This is a genomic window from Natronobacillus azotifigens (genome assembly GCF_026805325.1).
GTDB lineage: Bacteria > Bacillota > Bacilli > Bacillales > Amphibacillaceae > Natronobacillus > Natronobacillus azotifigens.
Map to the genome: position 1 here is coordinate 1 of NZ_JAPRAT010000053.1, position 5,760 is coordinate 5,760.

Sequence of the window (5,760 nt, forward strand, 5' to 3'; positions counted from 1 at the left end):
TGAACTTTTTATTTTTGTTGAAGTAAATAATGATACAATGCTCCATAAAGATTGGCAGCGCTCCTAAAGTGACAGCTAACCACATGTGGTTCGGCTTTGAGAATTGGATTATTTTGTTTAATGGAATGAATCGCCTGTTTGATCCCTTCTAACACGATCGGTTGAACACTAATTCCGCCACCAATTGAAAACACTTCTGGGTCAAGGATATGTTGTAAATTTAGAATTTGTAACGCAATCGTTTGGCAATATTTTTCAAAAATCGCTGCTGCTTCTGGATCGCCTTGATTAATGTGGTGAAAAACTGCTTCACCATCATTATCTTCTAGCCCCTTACATTTCGCAATTTCATTTACCATCCTTGATGCTGAACCTGCAATTCCGAAAAAATTCACTTCACTATCTTCTATCATATGCTGATCCATTACATAACTTATTTCACCAGCTGACAGGTTTGCACCTCGATGTAGTTTTCCATCAATAATTAAGCCTCCCCCGACACCTGTACCTAGCACGAGCACGACTGCATGTCGGTAATCTTTTATACTTCCTAACCACAACTCTGCTAACGCTGCACATTTTCCATCATTCTCGATAGAAACAGGTACTCCACAGATCTCTTTTAACATCTTAGGCAAATTTGTTTCGTGTAAATAAGTTAACGTTCCACCATAATATATGACTCCAGAATTAATATCAACCGTTCCAGGGCAACTGATAGCGATTCCTTCTGCCTTTTCCGGTCCTTGATCAAATACGTCTACCATTTTCTTTACGAGATCTTCTACACGCTGAAATGGTGTACGAAATTTCCCTTGTTCCTTTATCTCTCCTTCTTCGTTTATCCAAGCAAATTTAACAAAGGTACCACCAAGATCAAAAACAAGATACATCAGATCGCCTCCTACTCGTTAGTAACTCTAATTATACTAACCTTTTCCTAGTTTTGTATAGGATGGAAATCTAATTATTGACTGTTTTCTTATCTATTGTTGGAAACATACCAAAAGGTTTACGAATGGTTTTACAACTGAAAATCGGGTAAACTGAAAATAGAGCTGGTTTAACTACCATATTTTTTTACAAAAAAGGAGACTTACTTATGACAACCGTATTATACATTACTGCGAATCCAAATGATGCTTCCGTTTCTCACAGTATAGCTACAGGGGAGCATTTTATTCAAGCGTATCAAAAAACAAATCCAGATCATGAAATTGTACCTATCGATCTATATGGAACACATATTCCACAGATAGATGCCGAAGTATTCCAGGGATGGGGGAAACTTCAAAGTGGTAGTGACTTTACTTCACTTACCGAACCTGAAAAGAAAAAAATCTATCGTCTTGAGGAACTATGTAACCAGTTTATTAAAGCTGATAAATATGTTTTTGTTTCCCCACTATGGAATTTATCGATTCCACCAGTATTAAAAGCCTATATCGATGCGGTTGCGGTAGCTGGAAAGACCTTCAAACATACGGAGCAAGGTGCGGTTGGATTATTACACAATAAAAAAGCACTCCATATCCAAGCGAGTGGTGGTGTATATTCTCACGGACCTGGAGCGGATAAAGAAATGGGACATCGCTATATTCGAACACTACTTGAATTCTTTGGTGTCACCGATGTAGTAGGTTTATTTATTGAAGGGCATGATCAAATGCCAGACAGAAAAGAAGAAATTATTGCTTTGGCGAAGCAACAAGCGGAAGAGTTAGCCGAAAAATTTTAAACATACACTAGGATAGCGTTCGTGAATGGAATTTCACGGACGCTATTTTTTTGATTATTCAACATCATATTTAATGAAATGTTCATTTTTTCCAATGAATCGTTTTACAATTACTAGTACTAGTAAATATAAGGTGAGCTTCTTATCAATAATTTCATATTAAATAATTGGGCTAAAAAACCTCCCGAACTGTATCTGTTACATAGACATTTGTACTGGATCAAAGAAAAAACTTTAAAGTCATATATCAAATAGGTTATACCGCTCTTTTAGGTGTAAGCCCTTTTTCATTTAAAGTAAAGAATCTATAACCGCGTATGTAGTACCGGACAACAAGTTAAGAAAATATTATAAGTCAGGTCACTAACACACTACTTTCCACGTATAAACTCCACTTTATCAACCGATACGATTGTGTCTCCGTTTTGATTTTTATGATATTTTATTTCCTCTCCACTAACTATACTTTCATCCTGCTGGATTTCAATAATTCTTCCTTTCACAAAAGATGGTTCCGAGTGCTCAATGATTGCTGCAATATTCAAATATGGGTTATAAGTCCGAAGATTAATCTTCCACCCGTCATCCATATGACTTACTAAATAAATAGTAAATTCACCTTTGTCAGAAGAAAGAAACGAACCTTCAAATTGTTCAGCCCATTTTTTCTTTGTGCGAAATAAAGTGTTTTCTGTTCCTAGGAGTTCTCCACTCTTATAATCATATTTTTCTTTGTAGGTAAAACGACATTCGGTACAACTAGAAAGAATATAGTCAATGACTAAGGAAGCTTCAGAAGTTCCACTCATATTTGCCGCAGTTATATTTTTCTGAAAAGGTTTTTCAAAGTAGTACCCATCTATATATGTAACACCACCGTGAATGGTTTGTTTCAAATTTTCAAAAGCGACAGGAAATTCTTCCTCTATACCATTTGGGAACAACTTACGTTCAACCAAATGGTTCGAAAAAACAGTGTGAATGTTTAAAATGAGAAATAACGAAGCTAGTGAAAGTACAAAGTAAATGAATCCTCTAACTATTTCTTTTTCTTGCCTTGCAAATTTTAATCCCAACTTAATATTTAAGAATGGGATAACAATAAAGAACAAGACTGGGAGTCCAAAAAAACTACCTACAATCATCCAAATCGCAAACGTTTCATAGGGATGATAAGGATTTACCAAAACAAACAAAGTATAATAAATCCAAATATATATAGTACTGATTGCATACATCTTTACTTCCTTAACTAACCTTATGACGATCTCCCCCTTGATTTGGAAATTCACTGTATCCTTTCTGCATAAAACCAAACGAATTAATATAGAATATATTTACAAGTATTCACGGAACTTACCAGTCCTAATTGTAATAGCAACAAGCTACCTCCACATAAAACAGATGCTTAGCTTTAAGTTTTTAACAACATTGTTATGATCTATATTACTGCTTTAACGCTAAATAACAGTTTCATTAATAAAAGATATGAAAAAGTGTTATTTGGAGAAATTCAATTATTCCATCCTAAGGTCTAATGAATTTATAAATGGAGTAAAAAAATTATTTATATGTATTGTAATTAAGTTTGAAATAGAGAAGGAATATTTCCTCTATTTCATTCTATCAATTCACTCAGTAATACCTGATAAAATGTTCATAAAACTGAATCAGACTATGTGCATTGACATCAAGTCTTTTATCTAAAGATGGGACAACCGTTAAACTTATCGGCTAATTTCTTATCTACTGCAAACTAAAGAAAGTCACCATTAATAGAATAATTAATTACTTTATCATTATATTTATTACCCTTAAGCTCCAATAATGGTATAGCAGACATAAACGGAATTCTATAATTTGCGTATAAGAACGGTGCAGCATTAAATGTAACACCTTTCTCAAAGTAATTCTCTTTTTCTAAAATTTCTTTTATTTTCTGGCGATTACTTGTGAAAGGAAGGTAATATGTGTGTAACTTTTCATCTAAGATTTCATAAGAAACAACTTGTGCTAAAAATCCACCTAGTGAGTCCCCTGTCACATATGCATTTACCTCGTTATAACTTAAGATAATTTCAACAACAAATTTCTAAAGGTACTTGAATATTATTGTTCGTTATTAATATACTTAAATCTGCAGATATTACATCATAGACTATCTCATCTAAAAGCATCTAGCTTAGTTCCACGATAGCCAATGACTATATCATGTCCCTTCTTGACAGCAATTGCACCTAAACCACCTGACCAAAAATTACTATCCTGTGCTTTAATAATTGTCCAATCCTTTAATTCTTCTTTTAATTCATTTTTTCGTTTCTCATCATCAATACTTGAAGTATTGCCAATCTTCTTATACAATTCACTTTCAAGATTAAGATAAGAAAGATTACTCATGTGGGTAAGTGTCTCCTATTTTGAAACATCACAAATCATTCTCCTATGTTTTGGCTCTTCTCCATCAGGTTTTAACCCACTTTCCACATAGTACATTTTAGATTTTTCTTTGCAATGTTTTAGTTGGAAAGCTAATGTAGATTGTGCTGTTCAAATCGGTAAAAAGTTGTAAGATGTATTATCTTTAGAAGATCTTACACGTTGATACTTCAATTTTAAACGGGGAATTATTTGCAGAAACTGTAACAAATTCCTGTGGTATTGAAAATCCAAAAATTAGGATCATTAAAAAAGTAAAGGTTTTTTTATATTTCATTAATTTTTTCGCTCCTCACTTTTTAGCTTAGCATGTACTACAAATCTTTCATGATCATCAGTACTACATGTCGATAATGTTAAAATCATATCATCGTTATTCAATTCTACCCCCAAAGAAATATTAGATTTACTCAGGATAACTTCTAGATACTCTTCATATTCCTGATCATTGAAGAATGTAGTCTTCATCCAAATTGTTTCTGGAGTAGTGTAAACAGAGAATATTTCCCACTCATATATAGAATTAAGGTAGTCAAAGGTTATAATTCTGTTTTTTTCAGATAATCTTCCTCTAAATAATTCTTTAAACTTCCAAACATACTGCCATCTTTCATGTTGTGTCCATATAGAATTAGATTTTTATCTAACTTGTCCATAGAATTTCTATAATCCATAAAAATAGCCCCAGCAAAATCTTCTTGTTTATAAAAGTTATGTGAAAGATAAAATTCATTATCTCCTGTTTTAACAACAGGGTAATCTACTGTTGTATCTTCTATGTTAATCCAACCTACATAATCTTTGTTAATTCCAACTAAACTCTTTGTTTTGTATTTAACACCCTCTCCCTTATGATAAAGTTCCCCTAATTCTTTATAATTTTTTGCCGCTACATAGTAATTATTTAAATAATCATAGAGCGAAGATAAAGAAAACAAGATTCCACCAATGCTTGTTACAACCACTATTAGTAATAGATATTTTTTTATGTACTTACACCTCCGATTAATAATATTTGAAAATATTATCCTCGACACATTGCATTATATTACATAATTTTCATGCGCGCAACAAATTTTGGTAAATATAGAATTTTTTAAGTATAATATGCTAAATCAATATACCACTTAAACAAATTCGGCTAGGAAATATTACTAATAGAATCAATGTAGCGTAACTAGATTCACTATATCTTTTGCAGGCAAAATTACTCTATGATACTGGGTCCAAAATATAAATTGATTTGGAACTAAAGCGAAACAAGAAATCATTTCAAAAGAAGTTTCTCATTAACCTGATCATACAGCGAGAAAGTGGATACCGACTTTACGAGGCAGAAAGGACATAACAAGCACGGAGAACTGGAATCTACTCGATAAAATTCTAGACATAACAAACATGAATCAAACTGGACAGCAAGTGAGAAGAAACAAGGAAGAAACGGGTGTAGATGGTGTGACGGTGGATCAATTAACGGCTTACCTAGCGTTAACCTGCTTGAATCCATACGAAAGTGCACCGTACTAAGAGTGAAGACTCCTAAACCAACTAGCGGTGTACGTCTATTAGGCATACCAACAGTA

General features: G+C 33.2%; 8 protein-coding genes. 2 read left to right on the plus strand and 6 right to left on the minus strand.

The window, feature by feature from the left end:
• Positions 1-8: 8 nt before the first annotated feature.
• Positions 9-893: an ROK family protein gene (locus OWO01_RS15705; RefSeq protein WP_268781417.1), complete on the minus strand. Its 885-nt coding sequence runs from the start codon at positions 891-893 to the stop codon at positions 9-11.
• A gap of 209 nt (positions 894-1,102) precedes the next feature.
• Between OWO01_RS15705 and OWO01_RS15710 the strand changes: the two genes are divergently transcribed.
• Positions 1,103-1,738: an FMN-dependent NADH-azoreductase gene (locus tag OWO01_RS15710; protein ID WP_268781418.1), complete on the plus strand. Its 636-nt coding sequence runs from the start codon at positions 1,103-1,105 to the stop codon at positions 1,736-1,738.
• A 371-nt stretch (positions 1,739-2,109) separates the two neighbouring features.
• On the opposite strand, the gene OWO01_RS15715 is transcribed toward OWO01_RS15710, so the two are convergent.
• From OWO01_RS15715 to OWO01_RS15730, 5 genes are all read right to left on the minus strand, one after another.
• Positions 2,110-2,976: a hypothetical protein gene (locus tag OWO01_RS15715; protein ID WP_268781419.1), complete on the minus strand. Its 867-nt coding sequence runs from the start codon at positions 2,974-2,976 to the stop codon at positions 2,110-2,112.
• Positions 2,977-3,494: 518 nt separating this feature from the next.
• A complete protein-coding gene (locus OWO01_RS15720; RefSeq protein ID WP_268781421.1) occupies positions 3,495-3,782 on the minus strand; it encodes a hypothetical protein in 288 nt (95 codons plus the stop codon).
• Positions 3,783-3,901: 119 nt separating this feature from the next.
• Positions 3,902-4,138 carry a hypothetical protein gene (locus OWO01_RS15725; RefSeq protein ID WP_268781423.1) on the minus strand — a complete coding sequence of 79 codons (237 nt, stop codon included), beginning with the start codon at positions 4,136-4,138 and terminating at the stop codon, positions 3,902-3,904.
• 315 nt (positions 4,139-4,453) lie between these two features.
• Positions 4,454-4,804 carry a class B sortase gene (locus OWO01_RS16185; protein WP_418936227.1) on the minus strand — a complete coding sequence of 117 codons (351 nt, stop codon included), beginning with the start codon at positions 4,802-4,804 and terminating at the stop codon, positions 4,454-4,456.
• Complete coding sequence (locus OWO01_RS15730) at positions 4,717-5,115, minus strand: class B sortase (RefSeq protein WP_268781424.1); 399 nt, start codon at positions 5,113-5,115, stop codon at positions 4,717-4,719. Before OWO01_RS15730 ends, OWO01_RS16185 begins: the two co-directional genes overlap by 88 nt.
• Positions 5,116-5,575: 460 nt before the next feature.
• Here OWO01_RS15730 and OWO01_RS15735 point away from each other — a divergent pair, with 460 nt between their 5' ends.
• Positions 5,576-5,704: a hypothetical protein gene (locus OWO01_RS15735; protein ID WP_268781425.1), complete on the plus strand. Its 129-nt coding sequence runs from the start codon at positions 5,576-5,578 to the stop codon at positions 5,702-5,704.
• Positions 5,705-5,760 lie beyond the last annotated feature (56 nt).